The organism is Streptomyces sp. NPDC056160, assembly GCF_042268205.1.
In the GTDB taxonomy this organism is placed as follows: Bacteria; Actinomycetota; Actinomycetes; order Streptomycetales; family Streptomycetaceae; genus Streptomyces.
In genome coordinates this window covers 1-15,021 of sequence record NZ_JBHJUW010000105.1, presented here as the reverse complement: position 1 = coordinate 15,021, position 15,021 = coordinate 1, and the positions used below count along the sequence as shown (strand labels likewise).

The 15,021-nt window shown below is 69.5% G+C and carries 15 protein-coding genes; 8 read left to right on the top strand and 7 right to left on the bottom strand.

The genetic code is table 11. The annotated features are described in order from the left end of the window. Positions 1-16: 16 nt before the first annotated feature. Genes ACFC02_RS30400 through ACFC02_RS30390 form a run of 3 tightly spaced genes read right to left on the bottom strand, consistent with a single transcriptional unit; the run spans position 17 to position 2,867 of the window. Entirely contained in the window at positions 17-667 is a 651-nt protein-coding gene (locus ACFC02_RS30400; protein ID WP_376364170.1) for a lactate utilization protein C, read from the bottom strand. After that, positions 664-2,106, bottom strand: a complete 1,443-nt coding sequence (locus tag ACFC02_RS30395; RefSeq protein ID WP_376364167.1) for a lactate utilization protein B — start codon at positions 2,104-2,106, stop codon at positions 664-666. Before ACFC02_RS30395 ends, ACFC02_RS30400 begins: the two co-directional genes overlap by 4 nt. Next, positions 2,103-2,867, bottom strand: a complete 765-nt coding sequence (locus ACFC02_RS30390; RefSeq protein WP_376364164.1) for a (Fe-S)-binding protein — start codon at positions 2,865-2,867, stop codon at positions 2,103-2,105. Before ACFC02_RS30390 ends, ACFC02_RS30395 begins: the two co-directional genes overlap by 4 nt. 485 nt (positions 2,868-3,352) lie before the next feature. On the opposite strand from ACFC02_RS30390, the gene ACFC02_RS30385 reads away from it, so the two are divergent. The 4 genes from ACFC02_RS30385 (at position 3,353) to ACFC02_RS30370 (ending at position 6,968) form a co-directional block, all read left to right on the top strand. After that, complete coding sequence (locus ACFC02_RS30385) at positions 3,353-4,204, top strand: fumarylacetoacetate hydrolase family protein (RefSeq protein WP_376364161.1); 852 nt, start codon at positions 3,353-3,355, stop codon at positions 4,202-4,204. Between the two features lie 11 nt (positions 4,205-4,215). Further along, a complete protein-coding gene (locus ACFC02_RS30380; RefSeq protein WP_376364158.1) occupies positions 4,216-4,971 on the top strand; it encodes an SDR family NAD(P)-dependent oxidoreductase in 756 nt (251 codons plus the stop codon). Positions 4,972-5,056: 85 nt separating this feature from the next. Further along, on the top strand, positions 5,057-6,064 hold the full coding sequence (locus ACFC02_RS30375) for an aldo/keto reductase (protein WP_376364155.1): 1,008 nt from the start codon (positions 5,057-5,059) through the stop codon (positions 6,062-6,064). Positions 6,065-6,125: 61 nt separating this feature from the next. Further along, positions 6,126-6,968 carry an amidohydrolase family protein gene (locus ACFC02_RS30370; protein WP_376364152.1) on the top strand — a complete coding sequence of 281 codons (843 nt, stop codon included), beginning with the start codon at positions 6,126-6,128 and terminating at the stop codon, positions 6,966-6,968. 65 nt (positions 6,969-7,033) lie between these two features. On the opposite strand, the gene ACFC02_RS30365 is transcribed toward ACFC02_RS30370, so the two are convergent. The 3 genes from ACFC02_RS30365 to ACFC02_RS30355 form a co-directional block, all read right to left on the bottom strand. After that, positions 7,034-7,363 carry an L-rhamnose mutarotase gene (locus ACFC02_RS30365; protein ID WP_376364149.1) on the bottom strand — a complete coding sequence of 110 codons (330 nt, stop codon included), beginning with the start codon at positions 7,361-7,363 and terminating at the stop codon, positions 7,034-7,036. A gap of 76 nt (positions 7,364-7,439) precedes the next feature. Continuing rightward, positions 7,440-8,483 carry an enolase C-terminal domain-like protein gene (locus tag ACFC02_RS30360; protein WP_376364146.1) on the bottom strand — a complete coding sequence of 348 codons (1,044 nt, stop codon included), beginning with the start codon at positions 8,481-8,483 and terminating at the stop codon, positions 7,440-7,442. A gap of 31 nt (positions 8,484-8,514) precedes the next feature. Continuing rightward, on the bottom strand, positions 8,515-9,279 hold the full coding sequence (locus ACFC02_RS30355; protein ID WP_376364143.1) for a FadR/GntR family transcriptional regulator: 765 nt from the start codon (positions 9,277-9,279) through the stop codon (positions 8,515-8,517). A gap of 394 nt (positions 9,280-9,673) precedes the next feature. On the opposite strand from ACFC02_RS30355, the gene ACFC02_RS30350 reads away from it, so the two are divergent. The 4 genes from ACFC02_RS30350 to ACFC02_RS30335 are packed head-to-tail and all read left to right on the top strand — an operon-like array spanning position 9,674 to position 12,374. Then, complete coding sequence (locus ACFC02_RS30350; RefSeq protein WP_376364140.1) at positions 9,674-10,846, top strand: ABC transporter substrate-binding protein; 1,173 nt, start codon at positions 9,674-9,676, stop codon at positions 10,844-10,846. Positions 10,847-10,850: 4 nt separating this feature from the next. Beyond that, positions 10,851-11,009: a hypothetical protein gene (locus tag ACFC02_RS30345; RefSeq protein WP_376364137.1), complete on the top strand. Its 159-nt coding sequence runs from the start codon at positions 10,851-10,853 to the stop codon at positions 11,007-11,009. Continuing rightward, positions 11,010-11,174: a hypothetical protein gene (locus ACFC02_RS30340; protein ID WP_376364134.1), complete on the top strand. Its 165-nt coding sequence runs from the start codon at positions 11,010-11,012 to the stop codon at positions 11,172-11,174. 30 nt (positions 11,175-11,204) lie between these two features. Further along, positions 11,205-12,374 carry a Gfo/Idh/MocA family protein gene (locus tag ACFC02_RS30335; RefSeq protein ID WP_376364132.1) on the top strand — a complete coding sequence of 390 codons (1,170 nt, stop codon included), beginning with the start codon at positions 11,205-11,207 and terminating at the stop codon, positions 12,372-12,374. A 204-nt stretch (positions 12,375-12,578) separates the two neighbouring features. On the opposite strand, the gene ACFC02_RS30330 is transcribed toward ACFC02_RS30335, so the two are convergent. Next, on the bottom strand, positions 12,579-14,903 hold the full coding sequence (locus tag ACFC02_RS30330) for a discoidin domain-containing protein (protein ID WP_376364129.1): 2,325 nt from the start codon (positions 14,901-14,903) through the stop codon (positions 12,579-12,581). Positions 14,904-15,021 lie beyond the last annotated feature (118 nt).

The following is a 15,021-nucleotide window of genomic DNA, read 5'->3' as shown; positions in this document are numbered from 1 at the left end:
CGGATGCCCGTCCGGCTCAGCCAGGCCGGTCGCTCACCAGAACGACCTCGAGCCGTCGCGGCCCGTGTACTCCCTCGACCCGGTCCAGCTCGATGTCGCTGGTAGCGGACGGACCGGAGATCCAGGTCTGCGGCCGCACGGGGTCCAGCCGGCGCAGGGCGCGCGGCACGGAGGCGACGATCTGGTCCGCGCGGACCACGCAGATGTGGTGGTCGGGAACGAGGGTGAGGGCCCGTCGGCCCTGTGTCGTCCCCGCGTCCAGCACGATCGTGCCGGTCTCCGCGACGGCAAGCGCGCAGCCCGTCAGGGTGCTGTCGACCGAGTCCAGTCGACCGGCCGTCAGCGCGGGCCCGTCGGTCAGCACGCGCACGCCGCGGACGGCCGCCAGCCACTCGGGGGGCAGATCCGCCGGGACGGCCAGTGACCGAGCGCCTCGCTCTGTCAGCAGACGGGCGATCAGCCCCGGCAGCTCGCCTGGGGCGGCGTGGTGGACGATCGCGCGGTAGTCGGCCAGGTTCTCGGCCAGCACCGTGAGCATGGTGGCCGGATCCTCGGGGATGCGCGCCGCACGGTAGTCGCGTCGCACCGGGATGTCGGCCGATTCCGTCGGCACATCGGCCGACGCGGTGCGGATCCTGGCGAGGACTCGCTCTCGGGAGTTGCTCATCGCGGGTCGGTCCTCTCCCCGTGGTTCTTCCTCCACCAGTCCCGGAAGGTCTGTTCCGGCATTGCGGGCAGGTCACGGGTGTCGCTCCACGCCTTCGGCGGCCCGGGCAGCGGCAGCCGGCGCGGGTGCAGGCGGCGGGTGCGTGTGGCCGCCCGGGTGGCAGCCGAGTAGGCCGCCGGGTGGTCGAGCAACCAGGTCGCGGCCCGGACCACGGCCCGCTCGACACGGTGCCCCGTGCCCTGCTCGGCGACCTGCTCGCGGAGGTGGACCAGCACCTCGGGGATGTCGATGGCGACCGGGCACACCTCGTAGCAGGCCCCGCACAGCGACGAGGCGTACGGCAGTGAGGCGTCCACCTCGCTGTGCAGGCCGCGCAGTTGCGGGGTGAGGATGGCGCCGATCGGCCCTGGGTAGGGCGATCCGTACGCGTGACCGCCGACCCGCTCGTAGACCGGGCAGACGTTCAGGCAGGCCGAGCAGCGGATGCACCTCAGCGCCTGCCGCCCGACCTCGTCGGACAGGGTGTCGGTACGGCCGTTGTCCAGCAGCACGAGGTGGAAGGCGCGGGGGCCGTCGCCGTCGGTGGTGCCGGTCCAGACTGAGGTGTACGGATTCATCCGCTCGGCGGTCGAGGAGCGCGGGAGCAGTTGGAGGAACACCTCCAGGTCCTGCCAGGTGGGCACGACCTTCTCGATCCCGACCACCGAGATCAGCGTCTCGGGCAGGGTCAGGCACATCCGTCCGTTGCCCTCCGACTCCACCACGACCAGGCTGCCGCTCTCCGCGACGATGAAGTTCGCTCCGGATATGGCGACTTTGGCCCGTAGGAACTTCTCCCGCAGGTGCCGCCGGGCCGCCTCGGCGAGGTCGGTCGGATGGTCCGTCAGCCCCTCGGGGGCCGGCCGGCCCCAGCGGCCCATGGCGTCGCGGAAGATGTCGCGGATCTCGCCTCTGTTGCGGTGGATCGCCGGGACGAGGATGTGCGAGGGCAGATCGTCGCCCAGTTGCACGATCAGCTCGGCCAGGTCGGTCTCGTACGCGCGGATCCCCTCGGCGGCGAGCGCCTCGTTGAGCCCGATCTCCTGGGTGACCATGGACTTGACCTTGACGACCTCACGCTCGCCGGTGGTCTTGACCAGGTCTGCGACGATCCGGTTGGCCTCGGCGGCGTCGGCGGCCCAGTGCACCGTGCCGCCGGCTCTGGTGACGGCCTCCTCCGCCTGGAGCAGATAGCGGTCGAGATGTCGCAGCGTATGGTCCTTGATCTCCTTGCCCGCAAGGCGCAGCTGCGCCCAGTCGTCCAGTTCCGCGACCGCCCTCACGCGCTTGTCGCGGATAGTGCGGGTGGCGTGGGTAAGATTGGCGCGCAGCCGGCTGTCCTGGGTGAAGGCGGCGGCGGCCTTCGGAAACGCCGGCATGCCGAGGTAGGTGCCGCTCATGCCGCCGCTCCGCTCGCGGTTGGCTCGGTGGAGGCCAGGATCTCGGCGAGGTGGACGGTCCGCAGTGGAGCGTCCTGGCGCCGGAGTGTCCCGGCGAGGTGCATCAGGCAGGAGTTGTCCGCCCCGCACAGCACCTCGGCTCCGGTCGCGAGCGCGTTGTGCGCCTTGTCCTCGCCCATCGCGGCGGAGACGGCGGCGTTCTTGACCGAGAACGTGCCGCCGAACCCGCAGCACTCCTCGGCGCCCGGCAGCTCGACGAGCGTCAGACCCCTGACCGCCTCCAGCAGCAGCCGGGGACGGTCACCGAGGCCGAGCATCCGCAGCCCGTGGCAGGACGGGTGGTACGTGACGGTGTGCGGGTAGTACGCGCCTACGTCGGTGACGCCGAGGACGTCGACCAGGAACTCGGTCAGCTCGTACACCCGGTCGGCCAGCGACGCCGCGGCCTCGGCCAGCTCCGCCCCGCGCCCCTGGGCCTTCGCCCGGGCGCCGATGCGCCGGTAGTTGTCCCGCACCATCGCCGCGCACGATCCGGACGGGGTCACCACGTGGTCGTACTCGGCGAAGGCGGTGGCCGTACGACGTACCAGCGGCTCCGCCGCGCTCCGGTAGCCGGTGTTGTACTGCGGCTGCCCACAACAGATCTGGCCCGTCGGGAAGTCCACCTCCACACCAAGCCGCTCCAGCAGCGTCACCACCGCGCGCCCGGGGCCCGGGTACAGCGCGTCGTTGACGCAGGTGACGAAGAGTGCGACACGCAATGCGACTCCCGAAGAGTGGTTGGTGGTCGAGGTCCTGAGCGGCTGCCGCCGGCCACGGCCGGTGCAGGCTCATCGCGTACTTCCTCGTGGTCGGCCCGGCAGGGACACGAACAGAGTCGGCAGGTCACACCGTGGCGAGGGGTCCGTGTCGCCGCGCGGTGGAGGTCGGGTGGAGATCAGTCGTGAATGTCGGTCCGCGTCATCGCGCGGTCTCCCAGTCTCCCCGCGCAAGGATCTGACCAATCAGGTCCCGAACACGCTCAGACCTTAGTCAGCGACGCCCGTAGGGAACAAGCCTTCCAACAAATGTTTCTGTTTCATTTGCACCGCGTTCGAGCACCAGAGAGCAAATGACCTGCACAGACACCAGCGACCCGGTCGTCCTGGGCAGGGTAAATACATCTGATGTAGTCCTTGCACCAGTCGGTCATCAATCCTAGAGTCCTGGCACGGCTGTGGTCAGAGGTCTGAAAGGAAGTTCCCCGATGAAACTGCTGCGCGTCGGGCCCCCCGGCCAAGAGATACCCGCGTTGCTGGCGGAGAACGGACGGCTTCTGGATCTGTCACCCGTCACGGGCGAGATCGACGGCCGCTTCCTGGCCGACGGCGGTGTGGCCCGGGTGCGGAGCGCGCTGGAGCAGGGCCGGCTCCCGGAGCTGGCCGATGCCGGCCGACGGATCGGGGCACCCGTGGCTCGCCCGGGCAAGGTGGTGTGCATCGGCCTGAACTACCGCGATCACGCGCGTGAGACCAACGCGGCCATCCCGACCCGGCCGGTGGTGTTCATGAAGGACCCGAGCACCGTGGTCGGCCCGTACGACCAGGTCCTGATCCCCCGCGGATCGGTGAAGACCGACTGGGAGGTGGAGCTCGCGGTGGTCGTCGGCCGCCGTGCCCGCTACCTGGACTCCCCAGAGGAGGCGCTGACCTGCGTGGCGGGGTACGCCATCAGCAACGACGTGTCCGAGCGGGAGTTCCAGCTCGAGTACTCCGGCCAGTGGGACCTCGGCAAGTCCTGCGAGACCTTCAACCCGCTGGGCCCCTGGCTGGTCACCCCGGACGAGGTCGGCGACCCACAGAAGCTGCGGCTGACCACCAGGGTCAACGGCACCCCCCGACAGCACGGCACCACCAGCGACATGATCTTCGACGTGGCCCACCTGCTGTGGTACCTGAGCCAGTACCTGGTCCTCGAACCCGGCGACGTGGTCAACACCGGGACGCCGGCCGGCGTCGCGCTGGGCCTGCCCGACCAGCCTTACCTGCGCCCCGGCGACACGGTCGTGCTCGGCGTCGACGGGCTCGGCAGCCAGCGGCAGACCTTCGCAGCAGCCTAAGGGAGGCGACCATGACAGAACTGGCGGGCCTGCGGGCCATCGTGACCGGCGGCGGCTCGGGCATCGGCCTGGCCACCGCCGAACTGCTGGCCGAGCGCGGCGCGAAGGTGGCCGTGCTCGATCTCGCACCCGGCGAACTACCGGCACCGCTGGTCGGTTTCACGGCCGACGTGAGCGACGACGCCGGTGTGCGTGCCGCCGTCGAGGCGGCCGCGGCGGCGCTGGGCGGCCTGGACATCCTGGTCAACAACGCCGGAGTCGGCGCCGCTGGCACCGTCGAGGACAACCCCGACGAGCAGTGGCGGCAAGTGCTCGACGTCAACGTGCTCGGGGTCGTCCGCACCACCCGCGCGGCGCTTCCGCACCTGCGGCGGTCGGCACACCCCGCGATCGTGAACACCTGCTCGATCGCCGCGACCGCCGGGCTGCCCGCACGGGCCCTGTACTCGGCCAGCAAGGGCGCGGTCCACGCGCTGACCCTGGCGATGGCCGCCGACCACATCGGTGAAGGCATCCGGGTCACCTGTGTCAACCCGGGCACGGTGGACACACCGTGGGTGACGCGGCTGCTGGAGCGCTCCCCCGACGCCGCGGCCGAACTCGCCGCCCTCAACGCCCGCCAACCGCACGGCAGGCTGGTCAGCGCGCAGGAGGTCGCCGCCGCGATCGCCTACCTCGCCGGCCCCCTCGCGGGCTCGACGACCGGCATCGCGCTCCCCGTCGACGGCGGCATGGCCGGCCTGCGACTGCGGCCCACCGCGGGCTGACCTCCAAGCACCCGGCCGGGCCGACGACGAACGGCGGCCCCCACCGGTCCGGCCGGACCCTGAGTGAGAGGCAACACCTGAACCCATGCGCAGCACAACACTCGGGCGCACCGGCACCGCGGTCAGCGAACTGTCCCTGGGCGCCGCTCCGCTCGGCAATCTGTTCCACACGATCAGCGACGAGGACGCGGCCGCCACCGTCGAGACCGCCTGGGCCTGCGGGATCCGCAGCTTCGACACCGCCCCGCACTACGGGCTGGGTCTGTCCGAGCGCCGGCTGGGAGCCGCACTGCGCACCCGGCCGCGTGAGCAGTTCACGCTCTCCACCAAGGTCGGCCGCCTGCTGCGCCCACGCACCGGACCGCACGGCGACGACCTGGCGAACGGCTTCGCCGTCCCGGCCACCCACGAGCGGGTGTGGGACTTCAGCGCCCGCGGTGTGCGCACCAGCGTCGAGGAGAGTCTCACCCGGCTGGGACTGGACCGGGTGGACATCGTCTACCTGCACGACCCGGACGACTACGAGCGGGACGCCTTCGTCCACGCCTACCCCGAACTGGAGCGGATGCGCGCGGAGGGGCTGGTCGGTGCGATCGGTGCCGGCATGAACCGGACCGCGATGCTGACACGGTTCGTCCGCGACACCGACGTAGATGTCGTCCTGCTGGCCGGCCGCTACTCGCTGCTCGACCAGAGCGGGCTGGCCTCGCTGCTGCCCGAGGCGGCACGGCGCGGGGTGTCCGTGCTGGTCGGCGGGGTGTTCAACTCGGGCCTGCTGGCCGTTCCCAGGCCGGGCGCGACGTTCGACTACGCCCCGGCCTCAACGCAGTTGCTGGACCGGGCCCTGGCCCTGAAGGCCGTCTGCGAGGCGTTCGAGGTCCCGCTACGGGCAGCCGCACTGCAGTTCCCGCTGGGCCACCCCGCGGTCGCCGGTCTCCTGCTCGGGGCGCGCAGCACCGTCGAGGTGGTGGACGCCGCCGCAATGATCCGCCATCCCATCCCCCCGGACATGTGGCTCGCGCTGCGATCCCAGGGCCTCCTGCCCCAGGACGCGCCGCTGCCGGCGCATCACCACGACGAAGGACGCGTCTGATGCAGCCAGCGCCGTTCCTCACCCCCGGCAAGGACACGCTCACCCGACAGGAGACTCGGCCGTGACCGTCATCGACGCCCACCAGCATGTCTGGGACCTGTCGGTCCGCGACCAGGACTGGCTCACCGGTCCCGGACTCGCGCCACTGCGGCGCGACTTCACTCTCGACGAGCTGCGTCCGCAGACCGCGGCCGCCGGCGTCGACGCCACCGTGCTGGTGCAGACGATCTGTGTGCCCGAGGAGACCCCCGAGTACCTGGCTCTTGCCGCCGGTGACCCGTTGGTGGCCGGGGTCGTCGGCTGGACCGATCTGACCTCTCCCGCGGTCGCCGACGCCCTGGCCGGACTGCGCGCGCTGCCCGGGGGCGGTCACCTGGTCGGCATCCGCCACCAGGTGCAGGAGGAGGCCGACCCGGACTGGTTGCTGCGCCCCGAGGTGGACCGCGGCCTGGCCGCCGTCGCATCCGCCGGCCTGGCCTACGACCTGGTGCTGCGCCCGGAGCAGTTGCCGGCCGCGGTCGAGGCGGCCCGCGCCCGGCCCGAGCTCACCTTCGTCCTGGATCACCTGGGCAAGCCACCCGTCCGCCCTCGCCGACCGGACACCTGGGCCGCCGACCTGCGCGCCCTGGCCTGGCTTCCCAACACCGTGGCAAAGCTCTCCGGACTGTTCACCGAGGCCCACTGGCACAGCTGGAGCCTCGCGGACCTGCAACCGTTCGTGTCAGTAGCCCTGGAGACCTTCGGCCCGCGGCGGCTCATGTTCGGCTCGGACTGGCCGGTGTGCACGCTGGCGGCCGACTACGAGCAGGTGGTCGCCACCACCCGCGAGCTCCTGGCCGACCTGTCGGCGCACGAGCGGAACGAGGTCCTCGGCGGCACGGCCACCCGGGTCTACGGCCTGTGAGGCGCAGGAACCCGTGAGGGGGTGGACGCAGCTGCGTCCACCCCCTCACGGGTGTCGACCTCATGTCACTCCAGGTGGAAGACCTCTTCGGCCGGCGCCCACCGCTCGCCCTCACCCGCGCTGTCCAGGGGCTGCTGGCAGGGGTCGGTGCGGGCCCACCACTCGCGGGTGACCGGACACTCGGCGATCAGCGCGGTGTCGGCCGCGTAGTCCTCGCCGGTGTACTCCAGGTAGCTGAAGAGCAGGCCGTCGCGCAGGAAGATCGAATAGTTGCCGATGTTGGCACGTTTGAGGGTCGCCAGCACCTCGGGCCAGGCCGCCGCGTGCAGGGCGCGGTACTCGTCTTCCAGTTCCGGACGCAGGCGGATGACCGCCGCAAAGCGTTGGACGGCCACGGTGCCGCCTCCTTCGATGAAGGATGTTCGGGAGGGATCCCGCTGGCCCCGCTCCGAGGGACCGGCGGGGAAATCGTCACCAGCCCGGCTGGTCGAACCCGATGCCGGGCGCCGTCGGAGCCTGCACCAGCCCGTCGGCGCCGACCGCCGACTCACGCTGCACGGGATTGGTGTAGACCAAAGACTCGTAGTAAGTGGTGTTGGGTATCGCCATGCACAGGTGGGCGTTGACCACTCCACTGCCGTGCACCTCGGCCCGCAGCTGGTAGCTGTCGGCCAGGTGCGCGATGCGCATGGCCCCGGTGATCCCGCCCTTCAGCTGCGCACTCGTCCTCACCCGGCCGGCCGCGCCGGCCGCGATGAAGTCGCCGACGTTCATGTGCGCGCCGTCAGAGGTCTCCGCGACCAGCAGCGGGACCGAGACCTGCTCCGCCAGCCAGCGGTAGGACGTCACGCTGAACTCGCGCATCGGCTCCTCGTACCACAGGTAGCCGGCCTCGGACATCGCGCGGCCGACGTAGACCGAGTCGGCGAGGTCGAAGCCGGCCGAGCCGTCGTACATCAGCGGGACGTCGTCACCGACGTGTGCCCTGAGCTTCTGGCACAGCTCCGCGTCCGCCTTCGGGTCACCCCAGGCGTGCAGCTTGATGCCGACATAGCCCAGTTCCAGGCACTGGTCGGCGACATCGAGGTACTCCTCGACGCTGCCGAAGGTGACCGTGCTCGCGTAGGCGGGGATGGCCTCGCGGTAGCTGCCCAGCAGGCGGTGGACGGGCTGCCCGGCCGCCTTTCCGGCCAGGTCCCACAGCGCCACGTCGACCAGACCGAGGGCATAGATCGGCAACTCCTCGATCCGGTCCAGCTCCCACAGCCGCTGCCAGAGCAGCTCGCGCATCAGCGGGTCGCGACCGACGAGGTCCGCGCGGATGCGACGGTCGACCAGGTCGGCGACGATCAGCCCGCGCCTCGTGTGAGCCTCGCCCTGCAGACCGTCATCTGTGTGTACGCGCAGAACGCCTCCCACCACCCCCGGCTCGGAGCCGGGCAGCCCGGCGCGCCACCGGAAGGGCGGCTGAGCGGGCAGATCGACCAGTTCCACGGTCACATCGGTGATTCGCATGGGTGTCCTTCACGGCTGAAAGTCTGGAGTTTCAGGAGTCGGCGTCGTCGCCGGGCACGATGCGGCGCCAGATCTCCCGCTGGAACTGCTTGGCGGTCAGGTCGATGTGCTCGGCCATCAAGGCCTCGGCACGGCTCGCCTCACCCGCGGCGACCGCCTCGGCGATCGCCTCGTGCTGCCCAGCGGCCACGCCCAGCGATCCGCCCGCGACCCCGGCCAGTCCGATGGCGGTGACCTGGCGCTGCAGGTGGCGCACGGCGTCGACGGTAGAGGCGAAGAACATGTTGGCGGCGGCGGCGATTCCGAGGTGGAAGGCCTCGTCGGCGGCGGAGAAGGCGTCGATGTCGCCCTGCTCCGCCGCCTCGGCGGACTGCCGCGCGGCATCGCGCACCGCCTTGACGTGCCCCGGGGTGGCCCGTTGCGCGGCCAGATTGGCGGTGGTGGTCTCCAGGTGGCGGCGGAACTCGAACAGTTCATCCACCTGACGCAGGTCCGCGGGCAGGAAGTTGGCCAGCGACTGCTGCCAGGAGGACTGCTCGGGCTCGGCCACGTAGATACCTCGGCCCTTCTGCACGGACAGCCGCCCCAGGGCGGAGAGGATCTTCACCGCCTCCCGGACCACGGTCCGGCTCATCTGCACCTCGTCCGCCAGATCCTTCTCGGTGGGCAGCCGGGCACCGGGCGGAAGTCCCGCTCGAACGACGTACTCGAGGATCCGTTCGGCAGCGACCTCGTACCCGGGGCGGTAACCACCCGTCGCGCCTGCAGGTGCTGAGGTCTTCTCTGAGTCGGCCAACGACTCTCCCCCACTTCGCTCTTGAGGCCGCCCGAAGCTCACTAGTATCGACGCCCGCCAGCCCTACATGTTTCCGATACATCTGATGCTTCAACCCAGTGAAGCATACCCAAACCCTTGACGCCAGCGTTTGACGACCCCAGACTCTTCCCATCCCAGAACTGGGCTGCTCGTCCCCGCATTCTGACGGAGCCCGAACCCGACACCCGGCCCTTGCCGCCGGTGGGAGTTTCGGAAAAAATCTACCTATTCCACCCTTCGATCTTCCGGCTTGTATCAGATCTATTCCTCGACACATCGCACTGCAGATGGGGATGTTCTTATGCACGTTCGGCGTAGCACTGAACGCACTGGCAGACGTCGGGCGGCGCTCGCGGCAGTCGCCGCTCTGGCCTTGGGTGCGGCCGGCGGCCCGGTCCAGCTCACCTACCGGATCTGGGACGCCAATCAGAAGCCGGCCACGCAGCACATCGTCGACGCCATCGAGGCGGCCAACCCGTCGGTCAAGGTGACCATCCAGCTCACCTCGAGCCAGGAGTACTGGACCAAGCTCCAGGCCGACGCCACCAGCGGCAGTGCGCCTGACCTGTTCTGGATGAACGGCCCCAGCGCCAAGCTCTACGAGTCGAACGGTATCCTGCTGCCGCTGCCGGACAAGCTCACCGCCGACAAGGTGAGCCTCTCCAACCACCCGTCCAGCCTGGTCAGCCTTTACAGCTACAAGGGCACCCAGTACGGCATCCCCAAGGACTTCGACACCGTCGGGCTCTGGTACAACAAGAAGCTGTTCGACGCGGCCGGAATGAAGTACCCGGATGACACCTGGACCTGGCAGACCGTCCAGCACGCCGCCCGCAAGTTCACGAACGCCTCCAAGGGGCAGTACGGCACCCTGGCACCACCGTTCAACCAGGAGAACTACTACGACACCGTCTTCCAGGCCGGCGGCTCGGTCATCTCGGCAGACGGGAAGTCCTCGGGCTACGACCAGCCGGCCGCGGTCGCGGGCCTGAAGTTCTGGACCGACCTGGTCAAGGCCGGGTCCTCCCCGTCGCTGAAGTCCATGACCGACACCTATCCGAGCCAGCTCTTCGAGTCGGGCAAGATCGGCATGTACTACGGCGGTAGCTGGAACACCCTGGAGTTCGCCAAGAACGCCAACCTGAAGGGCAATGTCGACGTCACCGTCCTGCCTCGGAGAACCAAGCGGGCGGTGGTGATCCACGGCTTGGCCAACGTCGACTACGCCAAGGCGAAGCACCCCAAGGAGGCGGCAGCCTTACTCGGTTCCAAGAAGGCCGCGGACATCGAGGCTCGGCGGCGGGGGCATCCCTGCCTACAACTCCAGCCAGCAGGCGTGGGTGAACGCCACTCCGCAGTTCCACCTGAAGCCCTTCCTGGACGAGCTGCCCTACGCGGTCCCGTTCCCCGCTTCGAGAACACCTCCGCCTGGCAGAGCCAGGAGGCCACCGTCTTCGCCGCTGCCTGGCACGGGTCAAACGACGTGGCGGCGGCCGCGCAGAAGATGGCCGGCGTGATGAACACGGCGTTGAGCAAGGAAAAGTGAGTCCATGGCGCAATCCGCGACTCTCCGGCCCCTGGCCCGGGGCACTCCCGCGCCGCCACCCGGCGCGGGAGTGCCCCGAGCGCCGCCGCGATCCATCCTCACCGCGCTGTGGTCGTGGAACGACCTGATGTACCCGCTGGTGATCGGCATCGACCCGCAGTAGATGACCCTGTCCGCAGGCCTCGCCACCCTTCAGGGCGAGCACTTCACCGACTACTCGGTGCTGATGGCCGGCTCCCTGCTGGCCACCGCGCCGGTGATCGTCGCCTTCGTACTGCTGCAGCGGCACTTCATTCAGGGCATCGCCTTCACCAGCAGCAAGGGCTAGCTCGTCTGAACCCCATGAAAGGACACAACGTTGGACGACATCAGGCTCGGCGTCATCGGCCTGGGCAACCGCAGCGACCTGGTCGAGCTGGCCCATCGGCCCGGCTCCGGCTCGGTGGTGGCGGCAGTCTGCGACCGCGACCCGCGTTCACTGGCGAGCGCCGAGGAGCGCTTCGGTACTCAGGTGAGGACCACGCCGGACCACCACGAGCTGCTCGACGCCGGACTGGACGGTGTGTTCGTGCTGACCCCGGACCACACTCACGAGCAGATCGGTCTGGACTTCCTTGCGGCCGGCGTTCCGGTCTTCCTGGACAAGCCGATGGCGATCACCACCGAGGGCTGCGACCGGCTGCTCGCGGCAGCGAGCAAGCACCAGACCCCGCTGTACGTCGGCCACAACATGCGGCACATGCCGGTCGTGGTGGCCATGCGCAAGCTGATCGCCGACGGTGCGATCGGCGAGGTCAAGGCCATCTGGTGCCGCCACTTCGTCGGCCACGGCGGGGACTTCTACTTCAAGGACTGGCACGCCGACCGGCGCAACACCACCGGTCTGCTGCTGCAGAAGGGGGCCCACGACATCGACGTCATCCACTGGCTGGCCAACGGCTACACCCGGCGGGTGAACGCCATGGGCGGGCTGACGGTCTACGGCGGCATCGACTCGCGCCGTGACCGCAGCGGGGAGCGGATGACCGACTGGCTGTCGACGGAGAACTGGCCGCCGCTCAGCCAGACCGGCCTCAACCCTGTGGTCGACGTCGAGGACCTGAGCATGATGCAGATGCAGCTGGACAACGGCGTCTTCGCCAGCTACCAGCAGTGCCACTACACACCGGACTACTGGCGCAACTACACGGTGATCGGCACCGAGGGCCGACTGGAGAACTTCGGCGACTCCGAGGGGTCGGAGGTCCGGGTGTGGAACCACCGTTCCGAGTACCGCGCCGAGGCGGATCTGGTGGTACGCGTCCACACCCCGGCCGGCACCCACGGCGGCGCGGACCCGGTGCTGGTCACGGAATTCCTGCGGTTCGTGCGAGAGGGCGGAGCCACCGTCACCTCGCCGGTCGCGGCCCGCGAAGCGGTGGCCGCCGGCCACGCGGCCACCACCTCGCTGCGGGACGGGGGCCGGGTCATCGACGTCGCTCCCGTGGACCCGGAGGTGGCCGCGTACTTCGCGGACGGCCAGAAGTGAGCCGGCCACAGGACTGACAGGGGTTCGGCGCACCCTCACGGGCTCCGCGCAGAGCTCCACGCCGGTCTCGCCGGTGGTCGCCGGGCAGCACCCGTGACCACCGGCGACGGGCGCGACCATTAGCGACTATTCCTTGCTCCGCCATTACGGGATTACGGGTGTGCAGTGGTGGCGACCGGCGCCGACACCGGTCGGCACCACGTCTCAGCCGCGCAGGAGGTCCGGCTCCGGGCTCGTGGCCCGGACCTCGAAGCGCCGGAGCGAATAGCCGAAGGACGATGTGCGCTTGATGCCCTGCATGCGGATGTACCGGCCCGAGGCGGGCGCGAAGGTGAGGTCGTCGACGCGGGCGCCAGCGGGCTTGTCCCTGACGGCGGTGGCCGTCTTCCAGTTCGTCCCGTCGTCGGAGACCTGGATGTCGTAGTCCTGTCCGGACGCGGTCTCCCAGTCGAGCAGGACGCGGCGGACCGTCTGTACCTGGCCCAGATCTACCTGGATCCATTCGCCGTCACGGTAGGCACTGGCCCAGCGGCTCGCCGGGTCGCCGTCGGTCGCGTTCTCCGGTCCCAAGCTAGGCACTTCGGACGACGACGCGGTGGTCGGGCGGTGCAGCGCCAGATCAGGTACGTCGAAGACGCGCATGCTCCACAGCGCGTAGCCGTCCTGTTTGCGGGCCGCTTCGGTGCCGACGAGGCGCACGTACCGGGCGGTGACCGGTTCGAAGGTGAGCGTGTCGGACCCTGCGGACGTGCGGTCCGTGCGGTGGGAGACTGTGGTCCAGGTCGTGCCGTCGCCGGACACCTGGATCGCGTAGTCGCGGCCGTGTGCGGGCGCCCAGTCCACGTCGACCTTGGTGACGGACTGCGGGTGGCCGAGGTCCACGCGGAGCCAGGCGTCGTCTCCGGGGCCGCTCTGCCACTTGGTGGTGCTCACGCCGTCGAATGCCGCGTCGGCCGTGCTCGCGGACGCGGTCGCCGGCTTGCCCGCGCTGAGCTCACTGTTGGCCGGGGTGGCGAGTGTCGTGGCGATCTCGGTCAGCCCCGTACCCACGCCGAGCTTGCGCACGGTCGACATAAAATGGCTGTACGGGACAGCCGAGTTGGCGCCGCTCCACATCTTCTGCGCGAGGACTCCGAAGGTGGGCTCGACCAGTTTGTGCACATCCAGTTCGGTGTAGCTGGCCTTGGTCAGGTCGTTCCACACCGAGGACATGGCGCCGAGGAGTTGGGGGTCCTTCGGTGCGACGCTCTGACCGTCGGGGAAGACGTTGGGTTCCCAGTTGTCGTAGAGGTACTTACCGTCCAGGCCGTGGCCGTGGTAGTAGCTCGCGAACGGGACGATGTAGAGCAGGGCGTCGTTGGTGTTGATGAACGAGTAGCCGTCCTTCTTGGCGGCCTGCGGGCCGTACCACGAGTTGTTCCAGCTGTTGAGGGTGACGTCCCGGTCGTAGCCCTCGGTGCTGGACGCCATCAGGGACAGGCTGCCCCAGGCGCGCGGATGCTTGCCGAGCGCGCGGATGTGGGCGGCGATCTCGTTGAAGTAGGTCTTGTAGCGGGGCTTGTCGACCCGGTACTCGTCGGCGCCGAAGTGCACGTCCGGACCGCGGAACCACGGCGTGAACTCGTCGAACACCGACTTCATGAACGCGGTGGTCTCCGGCTTGGACAGGTCCAGGTGGTCGGAGTCGCCGTTGTTCAGGCCCAGGGACGGCTTGAACCGGATGAACGCCAGCGAGTGGGCGGGAGCGTCGAACTCGGGGACGAGCGTGACGCCGTTGGCGGCAGCGGTGTCCTCGAAGGAGTCCCAGTCGCGCCGGTCGTACGCTCCGTCCTTCGAGGCCAGGCCGGACAGCGCGGGGTTGTCGGTCTTGAGCCGGAAGCCTGCCTGGGCCTCGCTCCAGGGCCGGTCGCTCTTGAACCCGTTGTCATTGAGGTGGATCTGGAACTCGTCGAGCTTGAACCAGCCCATGAGACGGATGTAGTCCCGGATGAAGGCCGCGGTGAAGAAGCGCCGCCCGACGTCCAGCGTGAAGCCCCGCACCTTGTAATTCGGCCAGTCCACTGCGGTGCCCACAGGGACCGAGTCACGACCGTCGTCGAGCAGCAGGATCTGCAGGAGCGTACGGGTGCCGTAGTAGACGCCCTTCGCGGTCGGCGCGGTGATCCGCACGTTCTCGCCGGTGACCGCGAAGGTGTAGCCCTCTTCCTTGAACCGGGCGCCGTCCACGGCTTCGGGCAGGGTGGGATCGATCGACAGCACGATGTCGCCGTTCTGCGGCTCGCGCGGCGACAGGGCCGGCTTGCGCCCCGTGAGCTGCTCGATCTCGTCGGGGAGGGTGGCGAGTTGGTCGCGGAGACGGTCGCGGTGCGCTCCGGCGAACACGATGCGGCTGTGCCGGCGCAGCTCGAAGGATCCGGTGCCGCCCTGCCACTTCTGGAGGGCGGGTACCACTGCGGGTTTGCCGTTGACCGGGACGGGGTCAGCGCTCGCCAGTGTGGCGGGAGCGGCGAGGCCGAGCAGACAGACCATTAACGCGAGAAGGCACAGCAGCTGTCTTGGACGCACTCTCATGTGAAACTCCAAGCGTTCTCGGTGGATGCGTTCCTGGAGGTTCGTGCGGGTGACGCGAAGGGAGGCAGGTGCCGGC